This is a genomic window from Bacteroides sp. AF39-11AC, from assembly GCF_003474285.1.
GTDB lineage: Bacteria > Bacteroidota > Bacteroidia > Bacteroidales > Bacteroidaceae > Bacteroides.
Genome location: NZ_QROH01000008.1, coordinates 301,860 through 324,122, shown reverse-complemented (window position 1 = coordinate 324,122; position 22,263 = coordinate 301,860). Strand labels below are relative to the sequence as shown.

The window sequence follows — 22,263 nt, the reverse complement described above, 5'->3', positions numbered from 1 at the left end:
AAAGATTTGATTTAAATCAAATCTTAACAAACCCTTTTGTCGTCCACTTCATGCTATACCAGCGTCGCACGAAGATGGCTCCCCGGATATTTTCATCTAGTAGGAAGGCAACCCACATGCCGCAGATGCCCCATTCCAAAGGAATACCAAAGATGTATCCTAGTACGACGGCAATGCTCCACTGAACCACCAGTCCGACGTAGAACGGGTAGTTGACATCGCCGGCTGCACGTAGGGCGTTCGTGGCAAAAATATTGATAGGTCGTCCGATTTCGAGAATAACGTCGATGATGAGGATGGTGGTGCCCAGCCGGATGATCTCTTCGTTGGAGGTCAGCCAGTGGAAAATGGTGTTTCCAAAGATGGCAAGAACCGTAGAAAGTATGACGGTGATCATTACGGATTTTTTCATCACGTACTTTCCCATGAGGAAGGCGGCATGAGGTTTCTTTTCTCCGATGAGGTGTCCGATGCAGATGGCTCCTCCTTGTGCCATGGCAATACTGAAGAGGTAGGCGAACATGATAATATTGACGCAGTAGGTGCGTGTAGCCAGTGCTTCGACTCCTAGCATATTGATAAAAAAGGTAATCACTACTTGTGATGAGCTATACGAGAGTTGTTCTCCGGCGGAGGGTAGACCTACTTTCATCAGGTTCTTCAGCTCTGGCCACGGGAATGGACGGAAATAAGCGACAGGGAAACGGTGGATATGCTTGCGGAACAGGATAATGAATAGTAGTACCATGGAAACTCCGCGGCTGAAAGCTGTGGAAATGGCAGCACCTTCTACACCAAGTTCCGGGAAGCCGAAGCGACCGAAGATAAGGGAGTAGTTACCTATGATATTAAGTATGTTGACAACGACGGTTACCAGCATTGGATAGATGGCTTTGTTGGCACTGCGCAGGGAGGCGGAAAGGGTTAGGGAGATAGCTTGGAAGAAAGCGAAGGCACCTACGATGCGCATATAGTCCATACCGTCTGTCATCAAGTCGGGAGTGAGTCCCATAAGGCGTAGTATCGGTCCGGCACAGGAAAAAAGGAACAAGCTGACAGAGACGCCGATCATTATATTCACAAGGATGGATACGCCGACTACTTGGACTACTTTCTTCTGCAGGCGTGCACCGAGGTATTGGGAACAAAGAACAGAGGTGCCAAGGTTGATAACCTCGAATACAAGGAAAGTAAGCATGATGATCTGGTTGACCACTCCTACGGCGGCAACACTACTATCTGAGTGGCGGCTCAACATAATAGTATCTACAGCACCCAGCATCATGATGAGCAAGGTCTCTATAAAGATAGGGGCAGCGAGTTTGGCAAGTCGCTTTTTTAAGCTTTCCTGATGTATCATTTCGTATGTGTTTGAAATCCGGTGATGAAAAATCGCGCAAAGGTACGGAATGGGAGGGAGGGAAGAATTGATATGAGTCAAATAAATTATTTTTTTTTCGACCTTTGCTTTTGACTTTTAACAGATTACCTCTTTTCATGAAAAAAGTCAGAAAAAAATATGATGGAAAGATTTGCATAGTCCAAAAGTTTCCCATACATTTGCACCGCATTTGAGAAACAATGCAGGTTTAAGGAAGTGTGGGTGAGTGGCTGAAACCACCAGTTTGCTAAACTGACGTACGGGTAACTGTACCGGGGGTTCGAATCCCCCCGCTTCCGCAAACAGCCGGTGGATTCGTCTAACGGTTAGGACACATGCCTCTCACGCATGTAATACGAGTTCGATTCTCGTATCCACTACGGAAAATTTTTAATGCACTCTTAGCTCAGCTGGTAGAGCAATTGACTCTTAATCAATGGGTCCAGGGTTCGAGTCCCTGAGGGTGTACGAAGAATAAGAAAACTGCTCCCGAAAAGAATGAAACATTTCATGATTTTCGGGAGCAGTTTTCTTTTATACCTATCGGGAAACAGTTTTGTTCAAGAAAATACGTTTTTCAATAAAAAAATGACTTGATTTGATTTTATCTGATTTTTATTAATACTTTTGCAGCGCATATCAACAAAGTAATTCACGTATCTTAATAGGAAAGAGTATGGTTGTCATGCTTGGTGCAAAATTTTGCAATGGAATCGTTACAAAACTACGATTGTTATTTATTGTTTGTTTGTTACCTGTAGTCTTTACAGTGGCACAAACAGATAGAGAGAAGAACAGAGATTATATCTTAGTTATCAATACATATACGGAGGGCTCCGCCTGGAGCAATTATTGGTTTTCACAAGCCACCAATTACGTGAGAGAATCTTCTAATCTCTCTATTTATGCTGAACATATGAATATGCTGGATGTGAAAGACAGCGTTGCTTTGGAAAAACTCAGTAAGGGGATATTTGCGAAATATAGTGCCCATCCTCCACGTATGTTGTTGCTGTTGGGAAACTCACCATTGATGATGCTCGATGATTTCAGAGCCAAGTGGGGGGATATTCCCATTGTCCTTTGTGCTGAGAGAGATTATACAGGACCCAAGGAGGCTTATCTTAAAAAACAAATTATCCCGGTTGTTGACCGTATTTCGATTGCAAGTCTGGCTCAGGCTAATAATATGACCTTTCTGTATGCCGATTTGTTCATCCCGAAAAATGTGGAAATGATGTTCAGGATGATACCGGAAATGAAAAAGTTTATATTCGTTGGTGATCAGCGGTACGTTAATCAGGCGAATGATGCTGAAATACAAGAAGAACTGGCGAAGAATCATCCGCAAGTAAAATATCAGTTTTTCTCACCTAAAGATTTGTCTGTAAACCAGTTGCTCGATTCGCTGAATTCTATCGATCCGAAAACAACCGGTGTACTCTTCGGTTCTTGGTTCTTCAAACCTAAGATGGAAGAGGGGAACACATCTTTAGTGACAAACTCTTACCGGATTATCGCCACTACTTCTGCTCCTTTGTTTGCCCTGAAGATGGATGCGATGGATGATGAAGCCGGTATGTTGGGAGGATATAGTTATGATGGCGATCACTTTAAGGAGGTACTGACACAAACATTGAAGGCAATAATTAATGGTAAACAAGCACGTGATATTCCTTTTTATTTGCCTTCGGACGGTGAGCCTGTGTTTAATTACAAGGTGATGCTTCAAAAAGGTATACCTCTGTCGATATGCCCCGCTGATACTCTGTTTATCAACAAACCGCCAACTTTCTGGGAGCAATATAAATATGTGGTCTGGATACTTGTCTTTATCTTTATTACCGCTTTCTTTCTGTACCGCATGTATATGTTTGATCGGTATAAGAGGTTGCAGCAGAAAGAGATAGAGACGATGGCTAAGTATAAGAACCTGATTAGCTGTATGCCCATCATTTATATGCAGGAAGAGGTGGTGAGGAATGAAGCCGGGGCGGTTGTCGACCTGATCTACCGGAATGTAAATACTACATTCGAGAAGTATTTTCTTCCTAAAGAAAAAGTTATTGACAGAAAAGCGAGTGAAGTTTTCCCGGAGTCATTGTTTGAATTCTTGCCTTTCATACAGGTAGCGTTGAGTGAAAATAAAACCATTACGTTTCCATATTATTCCAAAAGGATAGACACTTTTTATGATGTGGTGTTGAGCAGAACCAATGATGATGACGTGATAGACGTGTTCTGTCTTGACAGCACTGAACTGCATAAGGCGCAGCAGAAACTGAGCTCTACTAACAATAAACTTGCGATGGCGCTGGATGTAGCCAGTATTGTACCCTGGAAGTGGGACCTGACTAATAAAACCATTCTTTGCGATATCAATCGCCCGATTGAGTTAAGTATGGAAGGAGGGGATGTGACTGAGGAACAACTGGCTGTGCCCGATGATCAATACTTCCAGAAGATATTTAAAGAAGATCGTGAAAGGGTGAGACAGGCTTATCAGGACTTATTGGAAGGGCGTTCGGAGAAAGTGAAAGAGGAATACAGGGTGGTGAGTATTGAGAACCATATACATAAGATAGAATGGGTGGAAGCACAGGCAGCCGTTGAAAAACGTGATGAAAACGGAAAACCGTTGGCACTGGTCGGGTCGTCGCTTGTCATTACCAATCGCAAGAAGATGGAGTTGGAACTGATTACTGCAAAAGACCGGGCGGAAGAGTCGAACCGGCTTAAATCCGCTTTCCTGGCCAATATGAGCCATGAGATACGTACGCCATTGAACGCCATCGTCGGTTTTTCAGGTATCTTGGCATCTACAGAAGAAGAACAGGAGAAACAGGAATATGTAAATATCATTGAGAATAACAATACTTTATTGCTGCAATTAATCAGTGATATCCTTGATTTGTCGAAGATAGAAGCAGGAGCGCTCGAGTTTACGTACTCCAACATTGAATTGAACCATCTACTGAAGGATTTGAGGGATACGTTGCAATTAAGGATAAAAACGGATGCTGTGCAGTTGGAATTCGTTTCGCCAATGGAGGTATGCCATGTCCGTACAGAGAAAAACCGAATTTCGCAGCTATTTATTAATTTGGTGACCAATGCGATCAAGTTTACAACGGAAGGGAGTATCCGCTTTGGCTATGAGCTTCATGGAAAAGAACTCTATTGCTACGTTTCGGATACAGGAATCGGTATTCCAAAGGACAAGCAGGAAAATATCTTCGGGCGTTTCGTGAAGCTGAATAGCTTCGCCCAAGGAACGGGGTTGGGATTGTCCATCTGCCATACACTGGTTGAACACATGGGCGGGCATATAGGAGTGGAATCGGAAGAAGGGCATGGCTCAACTTTCTGGTTTACGCTTCCATATGAAGAGGCTATGACAGTGGAAGAAACTCCGGAACCTCAGTATCAGCCTATTATTGTAGAAAAAGATAAGTTGACCATATTGATTGCGGAAGATAATGATAGTAACTACAAGCTGTTTATGTCGGTTTTGAAAAATGACTATAAACTGATTCATGCCTGGGATGGACGGGAGGCGGTAGAGATGTTTAAAACATACGAGCCGCAAATAATCTTGATGGACATTAATATGCCTGTAATGGATGGCTATGAGGCCACAAAGGAGATACGGAAATATTCGGCAAGGGTTCCGATCATTGCTATCACAACTTTTGCCTATGCTTCGGATGAACAACGGGTAATGGAAAGTGGCTTTGATGGCTATATGCCAAAACCTATTTATGCACGGCTGCTGAAGACACAGATAGGAAGCATTATGAAAAAAAGAATCTTATTATTGTAGAAGTTTTTTTCTTCTTTACTTAACAAGCGTGCTGTTTAACGTATACAGCCGCTTTTTTTGTGTGTCATTATTTCCTTACTCCGGGAAATACTTCCTATCTTTGCGGACTGAAATCAATAAAACGTAAATACATTGGATTGGTTATACAGTTTATTCATAGAACATTCTGCCCTGCAGGCGGTTGTGGTGCTCTCGTTGATCTCTGCTATTGGTTTGGGACTGGGAAAGATACATATCTGTGGTATATCGTTGGGAGTGACGTTCGTGTTCTTTGCAGGTATCCTTGCCGGGCATTTCGGATTGTCCATAGACCCGCAGATGCTGAACTATGCGGAGAGCTTCGGCTTGGTGATATTCGTATATGCACTGGGACTGCAGGTAGGTCCGGGTTTCTTCAGTTCGTTCCGCACAGGTGGTGTACAATTGAATATGCTGGCAGTAGGCGTGGTGTTGATCGGTACGCTGATGACACTGCTGGGAAGTTATGGGTTGGGAGTCTCTCTGCCGGATATGATAGGTATCCTTTGCGGGGCAACGACGAATACACCGGCTCTGGGTGCTGCACAGCAAACGCTGAAACAGATGGGAATCGAAGCGAATACTCCGGCTCTGGGGTGTGCGGTGGCATATCCGATAGGAGTAGTGGGAGTTATTCTCGGTATTCTGATGATACGTAAGGTGCTGGTACGTAAGGCTGATTTGGAAGTCAAGGAGAAAGACGATGTGAATAAACCCTATATTGTTGCATTCCAGGTGCACAATCCGGCAATCTTTAATATGAGTGTGAAGGATATAGCTCAGTTGAGTTATCCTAAGTTTGTGATCTCCCGTTTGTGGCGGGATGGGAATGTCAGCATCCCCACTTCTGAAAAAGTGATTAAAGAAGGCGACCGCTTGCTTGTTATCACTTCAGAAAGAAATGTTCCTGCTTTGACTGTATTGTTCGGTGAGCAAGAAAACACGGACTGGAACAAGGAAGATATTGACTGGAATGCCATTGATAGCCAGTTGATCTCCCAGCGTATCGTGGTGACACGTCCGGAACTGAATGGAAAGAAACTCGGTTCACTCCATTTGCGTAATCATTATGGCATCAATATCAGTCGCGTCTATCGTAGCGGGGTGTTGCTGCTGGCTACGGCGGAACTTACCTTGCAATTGGGCGACCGGTTGACGGTGGTGGGTGAGGCCGCTGCTATACAAAATGTGGAAAGAGTTTTGGGAAATGCTGTGAAGAGTTTGAAGGAACCTAACCTAGTGGCTGTATTCGTGGGTATTATCCTTGGTCTTGCCTTAGGAGCGATACCTATTGCCATCCCCGGTGTCAGTACTCCTGTAAAGCTGGGCCTGGCGGGTGGACCGATTATCGTAGGTATTCTTATCGGTACTTTCGGACCACGCATGCATATGGTGACCTATACAACCCGTAGTGCTAACTTGATGCTCCGTGCCTTGGGCTTGTCACTCTATTTGGCCTGCTTGGGACTGGATGCGGGAGCTCATTTCTTTGATACGGTATTCCGTCCGGAAGGGTTGTTGTGGATAGCTATCGGCTGTGCACTAACCGTGGTTCCTGTGTTGATAATGGGAGTCATTGCTTTCCGTTGGATGAAGGTCGATTTCGGTTCGGTAGCCGGAATGCTGTGCGGAAGTATGGCGAATCCAATGGCTTTGAATTATGTTAATGATACCATTCCCGGTGATAATCCTTCAGTTTCTTATGCTACGGTTTATCCCTTGTGCATGTTCCTGCGTGTGATTATCGCCCAAGTGCTGCTGATGTTCTTCTTAAGTTGAGAGTGGAGAGTTGAGGATTGGGAACGTAGGGTTGAGGATTAGGAACGTAGAGTTGAGGTTTGAAATGAATACACAAGCCCATATATAATTTGTAATTTGTAAATTGTAATTAGATATCATGAGTAATATTACCCCTGAAAGCATCATGAGCGACTTGCGTTATTTGCAGTTGCTGTCACGCAGTTTTCCGACGATTGCGGATGCCAGTACAGAAATTATTAACCTGGAAGCTATTCTGAACCTCCCGAAAGGGACAGAGCATTTCCTGACCGATATTCATGGCGAATATGAAGCTTTTCAACATGTGTTGAAGAATGCTTCGGGAGCGGTGAAGCGGAAAGTGAATGAAATCTTCGGGCATACTTTGCGTGAGAGTGAAAAGAAAGAAATATGTACTCTGATTTATTATCCCGAAGAAAAGTTGCAGTTGATCAAAGAGCAGGAAGCCGATCTGGATGACTGGTATCTGATTACACTGAATCAATTGGTGAAGGTATGCCAGAATGTTTCTTCCAAATATACACGCTCTAAAGTGCGTAAGGCGCTTCCGGCAGAATTCTCGTACATTATTCAGGAGTTGCTGCATGAATCGAGTGTAGAGCCAAACAAGCATGCCTATATCAATGTAATTATCAGTACTATCATTTCCACCAAGCGTTCGGATGATTTCATCATTGCAATGTGTAATCTCATTCAGAGGTTAACGATTGACTCTCTGCATATTGTAGGTGATATTTACGACCGTGGTCCGGGAGCACACATCATTATGGATACACTTTGTGATTATCACAATTTTGATATTCAATGGGGAAATCATGATATTCTGTGGATGGGAGCAGCTTCCGGTAATGATGCCTGTATTGCCAATGTGATCCGTATGTCGATGCGTTATGCCAACCTGGCTACACTGGAAGACGGATATGGTATCAATCTGTTGCCACTTGCCACATTTGCCATGGATACGTATGCGGATGATCCCTGTACAATCTTCGCTCCGAAGATGAACTTTGCAGACGGTAATTATAATGAGAAGACTTTACGGTTGATTACGCAGATGCATAAGGCGATTACAGTGATACAGTTCAAGCTGGAAGCAGAGATTATAGACCGTCGTCCGGAGTTCGGTATGCAGAACCGGAAGTTATTGGATAAGATTGATTTTGAAAATGGTGTCTTTGTATACGAGGGAAAGGAATATCCATTGCGTGATACAAACTTCCCGACCATAGATCCGGCTGATCCATACCGTCTGTCTGATGAGGAACGGGAGCTGATGGATAAAATCCATGCTTCGTTCATGAATAGTGAGAAGTTGAAGAAACATATGCGTTGCTTGTTTACATATGGAGGAATGTATCTGGTTTGTAACAGTAATTTGCTGTACCATGCTTCCATGCCTTTGAATGAGGATGGTAGTTTCAAACATGTCCGTATTGGAAAGAAGGAGTATTGGGGCAGGAAACTATTGTGCAAGACAGACCAGTTGATACGTACGGCTTACTTCGATGAAGACGGTACGGAGGAGAAGAGTTTTGCATTGGATTATGTGTGGTATATGTGGTGTGGTCCTGATGCTCCATCGTTTGACAAAGATAAGATGGCGACTTTTGAACGCTATTTCATTGGAGACAAAGATTTGTCTAAGGAGACGAAAGGATATTATTATACTCTGCGTAACCGTGCTGATATTTGTGAACGCATTCTTGCGGAGTTTGAGGTTACAGGACCTCATTCACACATTATTAATGGTCATGTGCCCGTGAAGATTATTAAGGGTGAGAAACCCATAAAAGCGGATGGCAAGTTGCTGGTGATTGATGGTGGGTTTTCTAAGGCATATCAGCCGGAAACCGGTATTGCCGGATATACATTGGTATATCATTCGCATGGCATGCAGTTAGTGCAACACGAACCGTTTCAAAGCCGCCAGAAGGCTATAGAAGAGGGGCAGGATATCAAGTCTAATACCTTTGTCGTAGAGTTCAATTCACAACGTATGATGGTGAAAGATACGGATAAAGGAAAAGTACTGGTGACGCAGATACAAGACTTGAAGAAGTTGCTGGTGGCGTATAGGACGGGACTTATAAAGGAAAAGTGATTTTAGTGATTAACGGTTAGTGATAAGTGATTAACAGGCTACGCTATGATACTACAAGGTGCTAATCACTTATCACTAACCGTTAATCACTAAATTTAGTATTTAAACAGCACCACTCCTCCTTCCACAATCACCCCCTTATCATAAGTGACCCCTTTGGTGTAGTAACGGCTGCCACCATAACCACCTGTTACGAATACACCTAAGCGGTCATTTAGACGATATTCCAGATTGACACGTGCCTGGAGAGCGTAAAGGCGTGCAGGGAAGCCATAGTCTTTGTTCTTGAAGTTTTCGATGTGCTGGAAGCCCAGGTCACCGCTGATAAATAATTGTTTATATAGGGGAAGCTCAAGACCTGCACGATAGAAGAGAGAGGCTGAAAACTTATCGCTGAAATCCAGATAGTGCGTACCACCACCTAAGATGGTATAGAACAGATTGTTCTTGAAACGAGCGCCTACATTCAGTTTTGTAGCATTGCCTCCGAAAAGCATTAACTGCACTTTAGTATCTGGATTGGTATTGACCAGACCTAACTGGAAACCGTCGAAACTATTCTTATAATAGTTGACTAATCCAATCTGTACACCTTTTCCTTTTCCGGCAAAATTGAAAGGGGCAACTTGTGCTCCTGTGAAATGTTCACCTACCACATTACCCAGACCGGATATCTGTAAACCTTGCATGTTTTCCCCTGTAATGTTACCCAAACCGCTGATTTGTACACCTCGCAGATTTTCGCCTACAATGTTCAGCAAGCCGGAAGCGGTGATACCAATGAAATCTTCGCCTGAAATGTTAGCTAATCCCGCAATATGTGCTCCCGAAGAATTCTCTCCGGCAATGTTCAGCAAGCCACCAATGAGAACACCACTGGCATTGTCTCCTACAATATTGGTAAGTCCGGAAAATATAACACCTTGTGCATGATTTCCTGTGATACCGACTAAACCGGACAAGGATACACCACAGAGATTATCTCCGTTCACATTGCTGATACCTGCTATCTGAACACCGCGCATGCTGCCTCCTACCAGGTTGGCAAGACCTGTAACCTGTACACCGTTCATCTCACGGTATACCACACTACCCAGTAGATTGATACCCACGCCGTTCAGACGGTTCATAGAAGAGAATAGACCGAGGTTGAAACAAGTACTTCCTACAGTATCAGTCTGCTGTGTGGACATATTCTTCCACAGGGAGAGATTGATGCCGACAGGTTCTCTGTTTTTCTTGGTTGTTTCAGTCGATTTGTTGTCTGTAGTCTGTGCAGAAAGTGTTCCTGCAACTATCAGTAATGCAATAATAGATGGAAATAATCTTCTCATTGATTTTAATCTTTAATTTCATCCGGCCAGGGCGCTAAGTTACCGGTTGCACGGAGCGTAGGACGCTGTGCATCTACCGACCGAAGGTAGTTACTTAATTTTTGTGCTAATTTCTTTACAATGCGTGGGTTTTCCATTGCCACGTCGTTTTTCTCGCTGATATCAGCAGGGACATTGAATAGTTCACGCTTACCGTCTGCAAAGTAGTAGACGAGTTTCCAGTCACCGGAACGAATGGAGCAAGTTGCTCCGATACCCGGTCCCGAAGGTCCCCAGCTATGAGGATAGTGCCAATAGATATCGCGGTCTTTTACCTTCCCTTTTCCCGTCAGCAATGACATGAAGCTGATGCCGTCCCGTTGTTGTACGGTAGTATATTTTTGAATACCTGCTATTTCGAGGATGGTAGGATAAAAGTCTTCAATCATAAGATAATCTCCGCATTTCGTATCGGGAGCCACTACACCAGGCCAGCTTACAATCATTGGTTCGCGGATACCTCCTTCATAGGCGGAACCTTTTCCACTATTGAGCGGATAGTTCTGAGTATGGAGTTCTCCGGCGCGGGTATGTGCGGCCAGTCCGCCATTGTCGGACATGAATAGGATTACGGTATTGTCTGTTAGCTGGTTACGCTCCAGATAATCCATCAGGTCTCCCAAGCTCTTGTCCATGCCTTCGATGAGGGTGGCATAAGCTGCTTCTACAGGAGGAAGCCCTTTATCCAGGTATTTCTGGTAAAAACGATAATCGGGTTGTATGGGAGTATGGATGGCATAATGAGCCATGTATAGGAAAAATGGTTTATCCTTTTGCTGTGCCTTATCCAAAGCTTTCATGGCTTCTAATGTAAGTGCTTCGCTGAGGAAAGTATCTGTACCATGATATTGCTCCAATCCGGGAACGGCAGCTAACGGACTTTTGCCATCCGGCTTATTCCCAAAATTGTTTTTGCCGTAATAACTGGCAGGTGATCCGGCTGCATGTCCGGCTATATTCACTTCGAACCCCATTGTCAACGGATCGGCTCCGGGTGTATCATTTGCTCCGAAATGGGCTTTACCGCAATGTATGGTCTGGTAACCGTTATCTTTAAGTACCTGTGCCAACGTAGTTACTTGGGTAGTACGTTCAATTCCCGGTTCCTGGCAAATGCCGTTTACATTCCATTCGGGATAGGTCATTATTGAGTCGGGTTGTTCGTGAGTGGTATTTTTACGTAATGTCCAACTGGTTACGCGATGGCGGGCTGCATTCATTCCTGTGAAAAGGCTGACACGGGTAGGGGAACTGATACTGCAGGCATACGCTTGTGTGAACATCTTGCCTTGTGTTGCCAGACGTTCCATGTTCGGTGTGTGGTAAGTGTCGTTGTAGTGTGTCCGTTGAGTCCAGAAGGGCAGAGAAGTATCCTGCCATCCCATGTCATCAACCAGAAACAAAACAATGTTCGGACGTTGCTTTTCTTTCGGCACCCCTTTTTCCGGAGATGCTGCAACCACTTCTCCTGCCATGCCCCACATGGGAATCATAGCAGCCGATATTAATAATTCGCTTTTCATTTGAGATAATACTTTAATAAAGGTTAGTCAGTTAATTACAATCTTATCCCTTCGCTTCCTGGTATAAGAATCGTTTAATGGAGCGTTTTGGAGTTTTCTCAAATTCTTCGGGATAGATTTTCATTTTGAATATCTGGCTGTATGCAGGCAGCATGGTGTTTAGCGTGGCACGGTTTTCTTCCATGACCCGTTCTATATCTGCGGTAGTCAGACCGTGTGCAAAGGCATCGTCGAAGTCCGGATATACCAGTCCGACAAGCTTTTCATTCTGCTGCACGATAATACTTTCGGCAACGTACGGCATGTTATTCAACTTATCTTCTATTTCTTCGGGGTATATATTTTGTCCACTGGAACCGAGCAACATATTCTTGCTGCGTCCTTTAATGGTGATATTCCCTTCGGTGTCCATTAGTGCAAGGTCGCCTGTATGCAGCCAACCGTCAGGGTCGATTGCTTCACGTGTGGCTTCTTCATTTTTATAGTATCCAAGCATAACATTCGGTCCGCGGCATACTATTTCCCCCGGTATATTTTCCGGGTCGGAAGAAAGAACTTTCACTTCCATACGCGGAACTGCCTTACCGCAGGAACCCGGTTTGAAGCGTGACCAGTCTTCGTAACAGATAATCGGACCACATTCTGTCATTCCATAACCTACCGTGTAGGGGAATTCTATCATGTGCAGGAATTGTTCTACTTCCTGATTGAAAGCGGCACCGCCTACGATGACTTCTGCAAAACGTCCGCCGAAAGCACTGACTACTCCTTCGCGTACAGTTGCTTTAATCTTGTCATTGATGATGGGAACTTTCAGTAATAGCTTCATGGTGGGTGTTTCCAGTTTCGGAAGCACGTTCTTCTTAATGATCTTTTCTATAATGAGCGGTACAGCCACTACAAGGTGGGGCTTCACTTCCGAGAATGCCTGGAAAATGATTTTGGGGCTTGGCATGCGGGTTAGGAAGTAGATCTGACATCCTGCCGAGAACTCGTACAGGAATTCGAATGCTAACCCGTACATGTGTGCCATTGGCAACATTGATATAATCTTGTCTCCGGCTTTCAATGGCAATACTTCGAATGCGAATGCAGTATTGGACCATAGGCTGCGGTAGGGCAGCATTACCCCCTTGGAATAACTCGTCGTTCCGGAAGTATAGTTGATGACTGCCAGTTCTTCGGGCTGATCTTTATGATATTCAATGTGTTCTTTACGGAAATTCTTGGGGTATTTCTTGCCGAACAGTTCGTTCAGATGTTCACGGGCGTAATCCAGTTTCTGTGTGCGTGAGATGAGAATGGAGAAGTCCGTCATCAGAATGATGCCTTCCAGGATAGTCATGGCAGATTCGTTGAGGTTTTCCCATACTTGGTCGCCCACAAAGAGTAATTTTGCTTCGGAGTGATTGACAATGTTGTGTACATTGTCCGCTTTGAACTCATGAAGGATAGGAACTGCAACCGCTCCATAGGTAAGTGTGGCAAGGAAGGTGACTCCCCAGTGTGAACTATTACGTCCACAGATGGCTATCTTATCGCCTTTTTTAATACCGCTTGCTTCGAAGATTAAATGTACTTTCTCTATTTTGCGGGCTACATCTTTGTATTGTAGGGTAGCGCCATTATAATCTGTCAGGGCATCAAGGTCCCAATTCTCTTTAATACTATTCTCAATGTAGGCGATAAAGCTTTGTTCCATGATATTATATATTGCACATTTATTTGAAATTTGTGCAAATATAAGGCTTTATCAAAAGAAAGCAAATTTTTAGCTAAAAAAAGCGGGATATGTATATAATTTAGCCCTGGCATATTAAAATATGGCCAGGGCTATTGAAATATTTACGATTCTAAATACCAATGATAGATGCGTTGTACGCCTTCTTCTATTTCTACTTTGTGGTGCCAACCCAGAGAATGTAGTTTTGATGGGTCGGTCAGCTTACGCATGGTGCCGTCCGGTTTGCTACTATCGAAACTCAGTTGGCCTTTGTAGCCTACAGTAGAAACAATCAGTTCGGCAAGGTTGCGGATGGAGATTTCTTTACCTGTACCTATGTTAATGTGGCAGTTACGAATATCTTTATCGCCTGGTTTATAGGTGTCTTTGAAGTCTACATGTTCCATGACGAATACACTGGCATCTGCCATTTCTTCGCTCCAAAGGAATTCGCGAAGCGGTGTACCGGTACCCCAAAGTTTCACTTCATTGTCACTGATACCATATTTAGCAAGAATGGTGAGAATATCCTCTTCGCTGCCAGTTCCGTCAATACCTTCTACGGGACGAAGAGCCAGGTCTTTGCGTATGGCATCCCAATCACCTTGTTTCAAACAGTGGGCAAGGTGTATCTTGCGAATCATGGCAGGAAGTACATGACTGCGTTCCAGATCGAAATTATCGTTCGGGCCATAGAGGTTGGTAGGCATTACAGCGATATAATTCGTACCGTATTGCAGATTGAAGCTTTCGCACATTTTCAGTCCGGCAATCTTAGCTATGGCATAGGGCTCATTGGTGTATTCCAGAGGAGAGGTAAGAAGTGCTTCTTCTTTCATGGGTTGCTCGGCATCACGTGGATAGATGCAGGTGCTGCCCAGGAAGAGGAGTTTCTTTACATTGTGGCGGAAGCTTTCTCCGATGACGTTCTGTTGTATTTGCAGGTTCTTGTAGATGAAATCGGCACGATAGATACTGTTTGCCATGATACCGCCTACGAATGCGGCAGCAAGGAATACATATTCCGGTTGTTCTTCATCAAAGAATCTGCGAACGGCAACGGCGTCCAGTAAGTCGACTTCTTTGTGGGTTTTGCCAATAAGATTGGTATATCCTTTATCTTGCAGGTTCTTCCAGATTGCAGAACCTACCAGGCCACGATGACCTGCTACGTAGATTTTGGCGTTTTTGTCTAACATTATATTTTAAGTTTTATGTATTAACTCTCTTGAGATCTCAGATACAGCTTTCTCACAAACTTCATGTCATGCGTTGCCATAATCTTCACGAGATCTTCAAAGCTGGTTTGTCTTGGGTTCCAGCCCAAAAGTGTTTTGGCTTTGGTAGGATCACCCAGCAATTGTTCAACTTCGGCAGGACGGAAGTATTTTGAATCTACTTCTACAATGACTTTTCCCGTCTTCACATCAATGCCTTTTTCTTCGACACCTTCATCTTCCCAGCGCAGTTCAATGCCTACTTCTTTGAAAGCGAGCGTGGCAAATTCACGAACAGTATGCATTTCTCCTGTGGCAATCACGAAATCTTCCGGTGTATCATGCTGAAGAATGAGCCACATACACTCTACATAATCTTTCGCATATCCCCAGTCACGGCGTGCATCCAGATTACCTAAATACAATTTATCCTGAAAACCTTGTGCTATGCGTGCAGCAGCCAGCGTAATCTTGCGGGTTACAAATGTCTCACCTCTGCGTTCACTTTCATGATTGAAAAGGATACCGTTTACGGCAAACATTCCATAACTTTCGCGGTAGTTTTTGGTAATCCAGAAACCATATTGTTTGGCTACTCCGTACGGGCTACGGGGATAGAAAGGCGTTGTTTCCGTTTGAGGAACTTCCTGTACTTTTCCGTAGAGTTCCGAAGTAGATGCCTGGTAAATCTTTGTTTTTTTCTCCATGCCCAGGATGCGGACAGCTTCCAGCATACGGAGTGTACCAATGGCGTCCGCTTCAGCTGTGTATTCCGGTACATCAAAAGATACCTTTACATGACTTTGTGCGGCAAGGTTATAGATTTCATCCGGTTGTACCTGCTGAATGATTCGAATGAGCGAACTGCTATCCGTCATATCGCCGTAATGCAGGTTGATAGTACGTTTCTGTTTCATGTCGCGCACCCATTCGTCGAAGTACAGGTGTTCGATACGTCCTGTATTGAATGAGGATGAACGGCGGAGAATACCGTGAACTTCATATCCTTTTTGTAATAAGAATTCGGCAAGAAACGAACCGTCCTGACCTGTTATTCCGGAGATTAGAGCTGTTTTCATATTGTAGGCTTCGTTATAAATTGATTTTAAGAGGACAAAATTCGTTGTTTTTTACGAGAAAACAAAACTTTTCTCATTTATATATCTTATCTACTACTAACGCAATTGCCCCGTCTCCCGTCACATTACAGGCAGTACCGAAACTATCCATGGCGATGTAGAGTGCAATCATCAGTGCTTGTGCCGATTCATCGAAACCAAGCATGGACTGTAATATACCCAAAGATGCCATGATAGCACCACCAGGAACTCCGGGAGCCGCTATCATGGTAATTCCCAGCATGAAAATAAAACCGGCAAATAACGGAAAGTCGAAAGGTATGCTTTGCATCATCATCAAGGCAAGGGCACAGGCAACTATCTTGAGTGTACTTCCGGATAGATGTATCGTAGCACAAAGTGGAATCACAAAACCTGCTATATCAGATGATACTCCATTTTTCTTAGTCTGTTCCAATGTGACAGGAATAGTGGCAGCAGAAGACTGTGTGCCTAAGGCGGTAAAATAGGCAGGCAGCATCCGTCCCAATAATTTGAAAGGATTCTTACGGACGAATAGTGCGGCAATGCAATACTGGAACACTAACAGGAAGATATGCAGCAGGAAGATCACGCCGATTATCTTTATGAATACCATTAATACGGAGAATACCTGACCCGAATGTGTCATATTAAGGAATATACCGAATATGTAAATAGGGAGCAACGGCAGAATGACTGCACTGATCATGCGGACAATAATATCCTGGAAGTCGCGGGCAGCATTCTTCAACGTATCATTTTTTAGTTGAGCAAGTCCAAGTCCTAATGTGAAAGCCAATACCAAGGCTGTCATAACATTCATCAACGGAGGTATGGCTACTGAAAAGAAAGGTAGTATACCTTGCGCTTCACTGACTTTTTCTAATGGAACTCCCGGTTCTATCAGGTGGGGAAATACAGTTACACCGGTAAAGTAAGACAAGAAACCGGAAAACAAGGTTGCCCCGTAAGCAATCAGTGCTGTAATTAATAATAGTTTTCCGGCACCTTTACCAATATCGGCAATTGCCACTGTCACTAACCCTACAATAATAAGTGGTATGGAGAAGTTCAGGAACTCACTGAAAATACCGTTGAACGTAACAAAAAAGCGTACCATTCCTTCGGGAAGAAAATTACCCAAAAGAATACCCAATGCTATAGCAATAATGATACGCGGCAGTAGTCCGATATGTAGTTTTTTCATAAACCTGTATTTAAGTTTTTCCGGTGAAATGTAGTCATGTTTGCAAAAGTACGATTTTTATTCGAAATTCATACGAACAAATGCCCTTGGCATATTGTTTCCATTTCAATGAAACAATAACAAAAAAAATGCAAGTTATGACCAAAAAAGAACAAAAGACAGACATAGGCTTAATTGGACTTGCCGTAATGGGGGAAAATCTGGCCTTGAACATGGCAGATAAGGGATGGCACGTATCCGTGTATAATCGAACCGTTCCGGGAGTAGAAGAAGGTGTAGTAGAACGCTTTACCAATGGTCGTGCCAAAGGAAAGACTATTGAAGGATATACTGAAATACCCGACTTTGTGGAGTCCGTTTCTACACCGCGCAAAATCATGATGATGGTTCGTGCGGGTAATGCGGTAGATGAGCTGATGGAACAGCTTTTTCCGTATCTTTCTCCGGGAGATATACTAATAGATGGTGGAAATTCAAATTACGAAGATACCAATCGCCGTGTGGCATTGGCCGAACAGAAAGGTTTTCGCTTTGTCGGAGCAGGTGTTTCCGGCGGAGAAGAAGGAGCGCTGAATGGTGCTTCTATTATGCCGGGTGGTTCTGTTACTGCCTGGGATGAAGTGAAACCCATTCTGCAAAGTATCGCTGCACGTGCTGCCGATGGCACTCCTTGCTGTGACTGGATTGGTCCGGCTGGTTCGGGGCACTTTGTTAAGATGATACATAATGGTATCGAGTATGGCGATATGCAGCTGATTGCCGAAGCCTACTGGGTGATGAAGAATCTATTGCAACTGGATAATGAAGAAATGGCTTCTGTATTTGCTCATTGGAATGAGGGCAAATTGCGCAGTTATCTGATAGAAATCACTGCAAACATTTTGCGTCATAAAGATAAGGCAGGTGGATATCTGATTGATAAGATTTTGGATACTGCCGGACAGAAAGGTACTGGTAAATGGTCTGTTATCAATGCTATGGAACTGGGAATGCCCTTGGGGCTGATTGCTACGGCTGTTTTTGAGCGTAGCCTTTCGGCACAGAAAAATCTGCGTGAAGCGGCTTCCAAGCAATTCGTTTGCCAACGTTCACAAGTGGTATATAATAAGCCGGAACTGGTGAAGGATATTTATTCGGCCTTGTATGCTTCCAAATTGGTATCTTATGCACAAGGTTTTGCTGTATTGCAAAAGGCATCCGAAACTTTCGGTTGGGACCTTGATCTGGCATCCATTGCCCGTATGTGGCGTGGTGGTTGTATCATCCGCAGTATATTCCTGAATGACATAGCTGCTGCTTTCGAAGCATTACAGAAACCAAAGCACTTGCTGCTTGCTCCTTACTTCCGGGACGAAATTAAAGAACTTCTTTCGGGTTGGAAGCATCTTGTGGCTCATGCCATGAAAGAAGAACTACCAGTTCCTGCTTTCTCTTCTGCACTGAACTATTTCTATTCACTGGTATCTGCGAAGTTACCTGCCAATATGATTCAGGCACAACGCGATTACTTTGGTGCACATACTTTCGAACGTACTGATGAACTTCGCGGGCAATTCTTCCATGAGAACTGGACCGGACATGGCGGAGATACAAAATCAGGTACATATAATGTGTAAGTAGTGATTAAGGGTTAGTGATAAGTGATTAGTGGGCTGCGCTGTCACACCGCATGGTACTTATCACTTATCACTAACCACTTATCACTAACCACTTGTCACTAACTACTAATCACTAAATTAAATGAGTAAATTTGTAATGATCATATTTGGCGCCTCGGGTGACCTGACGAAGCGCAAACTAATGCCGGCACTCTACTCTCTTTATAAAGATAATCGGTTGCCGGAAGAGTTTAGCATTTTAGGAATCGGGCGCACAGACTACGCGGATGATACTTACCGTGACTATATATTGAATGAACTGGAACATTTTGTCACTCCCGCTGAAGTAGGGATGAAGGAGTTCTGTACTCATTTACATTATCTCAGCATAGATCCTGCCAAAGAAGAAGGCTATGAAATGTTGGGCAAGCGTTTACAGGAAATCACAGGTGAGAAAGCTCCGGATAATTTGCTGTTCTATCTTGCTACGCCTCCTTCACTTTATGGAGTTATTCCCCTGCATCTGAAAAAAGCCGGATTGAATCGTAAACATACCCGTATCATCGTTGAGAAACCTTTCGGTTACGACCTGAAGTCAGCACAAGAACTAAACAAAATATATGCTTCCGTCTTTGAGGAGCACCAGATTTATCGTATCGATCATTTTCTCGGTAAAGAAACAGCTCAAAATATTCTTGCTTTCCGTTTTGCCAACGGCATCTTCGAACCGCTGTGGAACCGTAATTATATCGATTATGTAGAAGTTACTGCAGTAGAGAATCTGGGTATTGAACAGCGTGGCGGTTTCTATGATGGAACAGGAGCTTTGCGGGATATGGTTCAGAACCATCTTATCCAGTTGGTAGCTCTTACCGCTATGGAACCTCCTGCAGTTTTTACGGCTGACAATTTCCGTAATGAGGTGGTGAAGGTCTATGAATCTTTGAAACCTCTGACGGATGAAGATTTGAATGAACATATAGTCCGCGGGCAATATACGGCTTCCGGTTCTAAAAAGGGCTACCGTGAAGAAAAGAACGTTCCTGCCGACTCGCGCACTGAAACTTACATCGCCATGAAAATCGGTATAGATAACTGGCGCTGGAGTGGTGTACCTTTCTACATCCGCACAGGAAAGCAGATGCCTACGAAGGTGACGGAGATTGTAGTGCATTTCCGTGAGACTCCGCATCAAATGTTTCATTGCCATGGTGGACACTGTCCGCGGGCTAATAAACTTATCCTTCGCTTGCAACCCAATGAGGGTATCGTACTGAAGTTTGGTATGAAAGTGCCCGGTCCGGGATTCGATGTGAAGCAGGTGATGATGGATTTCAGTTATGACCAATTGGGCGGAAAGGCTACAGGTGATGCTTATGCCCGCCTGATAGAAGATTGTATTCAGGGTGATCCGACCCTTTTCACTCGTAGTGATGCTGTCGAAGCTTCCTGGCGTTTCTTCGACCCGGTATTGCGCTATTGGAACGAATATCCGGATGCACCTCTCTATGGCTATCCCGTCGGAACCTGGGGACCTCTGGAGAGTGAAGCTATGATGCACGAACATGGTGCTGACTGGACCAATCCGTGTAAAAACCTAACGAACACTGATCAATATTGTGAGTTATGAAAACTTATATCTATAGTACAGCTGTTGAAACGGCACGAGCTCTTATCAAACACATTATAAGTCTGATGGAGGCAGAGCCGCAAAAGATTTTCCACATAGCATTCAGCGGAGGCAGTACGCCTTCGCTCATGTTCGATTTGTGGGCGGATGAGTTCAAGGATACCACTCCTTGGTTGCGTATGCGCATCTATTGGGTGGATGAACGTTGTGTGCCTGCCGAAGATTCGGAAAGTAATTATGGCACTATGCGCCGTTTGTTGTTGGATAAAGTTCATATGCCGGAGGAATATATTTTTCCTATTGACGGCAGTAACCGTCCCGACGATGAGGCGAAGCGTTACTCCAGTGTAGTGCGTTGTCATGCATCTCTTTGGCATGGATTCCCGGCTCTCGACATTGTGTTGCTCGGTGCAGGTGAAGACGGTCATACCTCGTCTATTTTTCCAGGACAGGAGTATTTACTTTCTTCCTTTCATCCTTATGAGGTGAGTGTGAATCCTTACAACGGTCAGAAGCGTATTGCTATGACGGGCTGTTTGTTATTCAATGCCAAGCAACTGATCTTCTTCGTTACAGGCAGAAATAAGGCTAATGTCGTGCAGGATATTCTGGACTCGGGTGATACCGGTCCGGCTGCCTATGTAGCCCATCATGCATGGAATGTAGAAGTATTTATGGATGAGCTGGCAAAACCTTAGCCCATCCATAAAAGCAATTATTGAGAGGGTGATTTATTAGTTGGATGTCCCGCTTTCGAGGATGCTGACGATGGAGAACAGTGTGAAGCAGATGCCTCCTAATCCGGCCAATACACGTGCAGGGACAAAGTAAACGTCGTCCAGTGTCGCCATTTCAAACATAAAAGCAGATAAGAAAAGGCAGGTCAGTGCAGTGAGTACTGGAATAAGTGGAATGCGATTCGCCAGTTTGAAGACATTCCGCCAGATAACTGCCAGTAGGATCACTTTACTGGAAATGCTGTAACAAACCAAACCCAGACCTATCATTATATATCCGATGGAGGACTTATCAGGATCGATGTCAGTCAGTATCCAAAGTCCCCAGAGGATACTAAGTGTACCCATTGCCAATACAAGGGCAGGCCACCATTTTCGTTCCGAACCGGCATAAGTGTTCCGTATCTGGCGTGATATGGTAGCCACAAGTGCCACTAAGCTGGTGCATATGCAAGCTAATCCTGCCATAACATGTCCGGCTACGAAATAAGCAACATGAGTGCTGCTTTGTCCTAATAGCCAGAAAGTCCATACCCATGTAATTACAGCAAAGATGACTGCAAGAATAATCAGCGCATCTCCCTGTGCAGATGAGAAAGCTTTTGCCGGTACGGTATGATCCGTTCGTTTTGAATTTTGCGGGATTAGAGTGAAACGGGTGGATGCAGTGGCAGTAGTAGCTACGCATGCGGTGATAAATGCTACTCCACAGATGACGTGTCCTGCTACGAAATGGGCGGCAGTAATACCGTCATTTATATAAGTCATTCCACCGATGAAACATACTATTGCAGCCAGATAGCCGAGAATAGGCAATACGTATTTTGCCGCAGTACTGTATGTGTGGATGAGTTGCCGGATGATGGTAGCTGCAGTAGCAAACAATGCAATGCATATCATTCCTAATGAAAATACTACGGGCCCGGCAACAAATCGGTTTACGTCCGTCCCCATGTCGAGCACAAAGGCTCCGTAGCCAAAACAGAAGAGGGCCATCAGCAGTGGGATAGCCCTGAAAAGGATACTAATACCGTAATTCATAACTGTTATCGT

At 44.2% G+C, this 22,263-nt stretch carries 14 protein-coding genes and 3 tRNA genes; 9 read left to right on the top strand and 8 right to left on the bottom strand.

Translation table 11 applies throughout. The annotated features are described in order from the left end of the window. Window positions 1-16 precede the first annotated feature (16 nt). Window positions 17-1,360 carry an MATE family efflux transporter gene (locus tag DW036_RS18870; RefSeq protein WP_118465751.1) on the bottom strand — a complete coding sequence of 448 codons (1,344 nt, stop codon included), beginning with the start codon at window positions 1,358-1,360 and terminating at the stop codon, window positions 17-19. A gap of 233 nt (window positions 1,361-1,593) precedes the next feature. Between DW036_RS18870 and DW036_RS18865 the strand changes: the two genes are divergently transcribed. The 6 genes from DW036_RS18865 to DW036_RS18840 all read left to right on the top strand — a co-directional run bounded on the left by DW036_RS18865 (window position 1,594) and on the right by DW036_RS18840 (window position 9,102). Next, window positions 1,594-1,680 (top strand) — tRNA-Ser (locus tag DW036_RS18865). A gap of 9 nt (window positions 1,681-1,689) precedes the next feature. Beyond that, window positions 1,690-1,761 (top strand) — tRNA-Glu (locus tag DW036_RS18860). Window positions 1,762-1,776: 15 nt separating this feature from the next. Continuing rightward, a tRNA-Lys gene (locus DW036_RS18855) sits at window positions 1,777-1,849 on the top strand. Window positions 1,850-2,057: 208 nt separating this feature from the next. Beyond that, a complete protein-coding gene (locus DW036_RS18850) occupies window positions 2,058-5,204 on the top strand; it encodes an ATP-binding protein (protein ID WP_187374639.1) in 3,147 nt (1,048 codons plus the stop codon). A gap of 132 nt (window positions 5,205-5,336) precedes the next feature. Next, complete coding sequence (locus DW036_RS18845; RefSeq protein ID WP_118465750.1) at window positions 5,337-7,001, top strand: putative transporter; 1,665 nt, start codon at window positions 5,337-5,339, stop codon at window positions 6,999-7,001. Between the two features lie 118 nt (window positions 7,002-7,119). After that, window positions 7,120-9,102, top strand: a complete 1,983-nt coding sequence (locus DW036_RS18840) for a fructose-1,6-bisphosphatase (protein WP_118465749.1) — start codon at window positions 7,120-7,122, stop codon at window positions 9,100-9,102. Between the two features lie 95 nt (window positions 9,103-9,197). Here the strand turns inward: DW036_RS18840 and DW036_RS18835 are convergent, their stop codons facing one another. From DW036_RS18835 to DW036_RS18810, 6 genes are all read right to left on the bottom strand, one after another. Beyond that, window positions 9,198-10,436, bottom strand: coding sequence for an LA_2272 family surface repeat-containing protein (locus DW036_RS18835; protein WP_118465748.1), 1,239 nt, complete (start codon window positions 10,434-10,436; stop codon window positions 9,198-9,200). A 5-nt stretch (window positions 10,437-10,441) separates the two neighbouring features. Beyond that, a complete protein-coding gene (locus DW036_RS18830; protein ID WP_118465747.1) occupies window positions 10,442-11,998 on the bottom strand; it encodes a sulfatase in 1,557 nt (518 codons plus the stop codon). Window positions 11,999-12,041: 43 nt separating this feature from the next. After that, window positions 12,042-13,700 (bottom strand): AMP-binding protein, encoded by a 1,659-nt coding sequence (locus DW036_RS18825; RefSeq protein ID WP_118465746.1) that lies wholly within the window; start codon window positions 13,698-13,700, stop codon window positions 12,042-12,044. Between the two features lie 143 nt (window positions 13,701-13,843). After that, window positions 13,844-14,920 (bottom strand): GDP-L-fucose synthase, encoded by a 1,077-nt coding sequence (locus DW036_RS18820; protein ID WP_118465745.1) that lies wholly within the window; start codon window positions 14,918-14,920, stop codon window positions 13,844-13,846. Window positions 14,921-14,940: 20 nt separating this feature from the next. Continuing rightward, on the bottom strand, window positions 14,941-16,017 hold the full coding sequence (gene gmd / locus DW036_RS18815; protein ID WP_118465744.1) for a GDP-mannose 4,6-dehydratase: 1,077 nt from the start codon (window positions 16,015-16,017) through the stop codon (window positions 14,941-14,943). 73 nt (window positions 16,018-16,090) lie between these two features. Continuing rightward, on the bottom strand, window positions 16,091-17,245 hold the full coding sequence (locus DW036_RS18810; protein WP_118465743.1) for a dicarboxylate/amino acid:cation symporter: 1,155 nt from the start codon (window positions 17,243-17,245) through the stop codon (window positions 16,091-16,093). A 128-nt stretch (window positions 17,246-17,373) separates the two neighbouring features. On the opposite strand from DW036_RS18810, the gene gnd reads away from it, so the two are divergent. The 3 genes from gnd (at window position 17,374) to pgl (ending at window position 21,171) form a co-directional block, all read left to right on the top strand. Continuing rightward, window positions 17,374-18,861 carry a decarboxylating NADP(+)-dependent phosphogluconate dehydrogenase gene (gene gnd / locus DW036_RS18805; RefSeq protein ID WP_118465803.1) on the top strand — a complete coding sequence of 496 codons (1,488 nt, stop codon included), beginning with the start codon at window positions 17,374-17,376 and terminating at the stop codon, window positions 18,859-18,861. Between the two features lie 124 nt (window positions 18,862-18,985). After that, window positions 18,986-20,473: a glucose-6-phosphate dehydrogenase gene (gene zwf / locus DW036_RS18800; protein ID WP_117692619.1), complete on the top strand. Its 1,488-nt coding sequence runs from the start codon at window positions 18,986-18,988 to the stop codon at window positions 20,471-20,473. Further along, a complete protein-coding gene (gene pgl / locus DW036_RS18795) occupies window positions 20,470-21,171 on the top strand; it encodes a 6-phosphogluconolactonase (RefSeq protein ID WP_118465742.1) in 702 nt (233 codons plus the stop codon). The genes zwf and pgl overlap by 4 nt, the downstream gene beginning before the upstream one ends. A 36-nt stretch (window positions 21,172-21,207) precedes the next feature. Here pgl and DW036_RS18790 read toward each other — a convergent pair whose 3' ends face one another. Continuing rightward, entirely contained in the window at window positions 21,208-22,251 is a 1,044-nt protein-coding gene (locus DW036_RS18790) for a DUF2776 family protein (protein WP_118220506.1), read from the bottom strand. Between the last annotated feature and the right edge of the window lie 12 nt (window positions 22,252-22,263).

Bases quoted from the DNA above. Each gene is read 5' to 3' on its own strand.
- DW036_RS18825 (WP_118465746.1), bottom strand. From the start codon at position 13,700: ATGGAACAAAGCTTTATCGCCTACATTGAGAATAGTATTAAAGAGAAT.
- DW036_RS18820 (WP_118465745.1), bottom strand. From the start codon at position 14,920: ATGTTAGACAAAAACGCCAAAATCTACGTAGCAGGTCATCGTGGCCTG.
- gnd (WP_118465803.1), top strand. From the start codon at position 17,374: ATGCAAGTTATGACCAAAAAAGAACAAAAGACAGACATAGGCTTAATT.
- DW036_RS18790 (WP_118220506.1), bottom strand. From the start codon at position 22,251: ATGAATTACGGTATTAGTATCCTTTTCAGGGCTATCCCACTGCTGATG.
- DW036_RS18870 (WP_118465751.1), bottom strand. From the start codon at position 1,360: ATGATACATCAGGAAAGCTTAAAAAAGCGACTTGCCAAACTCGCTGCC.
- DW036_RS18850 (WP_187374639.1), top strand. From the start codon at position 2,058: ATGGTTGTCATGCTTGGTGCAAAATTTTGCAATGGAATCGTTACAAAA.
- DW036_RS18835 (WP_118465748.1), bottom strand. From the start codon at position 10,436: ATGAGAAGATTATTTCCATCTATTATTGCATTACTGATAGTTGCAGGA.
- DW036_RS18810 (WP_118465743.1), bottom strand. From the start codon at position 17,245: ATGAAAAAACTACATATCGGACTACTGCCGCGTATCATTATTGCTATA.
- DW036_RS18840 (WP_118465749.1), top strand. From the start codon at position 7,120: ATGAGTAATATTACCCCTGAAAGCATCATGAGCGACTTGCGTTATTTG.
- gmd (WP_118465744.1), bottom strand. From the start codon at position 16,017: ATGAAAACAGCTCTAATCTCCGGAATAACAGGTCAGGACGGTTCGTTT.
- zwf (WP_117692619.1), top strand. From the start codon at position 18,986: ATGAGTAAATTTGTAATGATCATATTTGGCGCCTCGGGTGACCTGACG.
- pgl (WP_118465742.1), top strand. From the start codon at position 20,470: ATGAAAACTTATATCTATAGTACAGCTGTTGAAACGGCACGAGCTCTT.
- DW036_RS18830 (WP_118465747.1), bottom strand. From the start codon at position 11,998: ATGAAAAGCGAATTATTAATATCGGCTGCTATGATTCCCATGTGGGGC.